This is a genomic window from Paraburkholderia sp. SIMBA_030 (assembly GCF_046535245.1).
Lineage (GTDB): Bacteria > Pseudomonadota > Gammaproteobacteria > Burkholderiales > Burkholderiaceae > Paraburkholderia.
In genome coordinates, this window is the sequence record NZ_JAWRXB010001298.1 from 1 (window position 1) to 247 (window position 247).

Annotated in this window: 1 protein-coding gene; it reads right to left on the minus strand. The window is 59.1% G+C overall.

Features of this window, described 5'->3' with window-relative positions; all coding sequences use genetic code 11:
* Positions 1 to 247: AMP-binding protein (locus SB772_RS44240; protein ID WP_410839054.1), on the minus strand; the 247-nt coding region annotated here is incomplete at both ends.

Consider the following 247-nt stretch of genomic DNA (forward strand, 5'->3'; position numbering starts at 1 on the left):
GGAAAAACGCCACTTGCCCAGCTCCTTGACGAAACCGGCGATGTCGCGTGGGTTGGTAATCAGCACGTTGTGGTTGCCTGTGACCATCATGCACATGCAGTTCGCGGTAAACGCGTAGATGTGGTACAGCGGCAGCGGCGCGATCATCACCTCCTGGCCTTCCTTGATCATCTTCTGCCCGTCTGGCCCGTGCTGCGAGAAACACGCCAGCACCTGGAGCATGTTGGCTACCAGGTTGGCGTGGGTG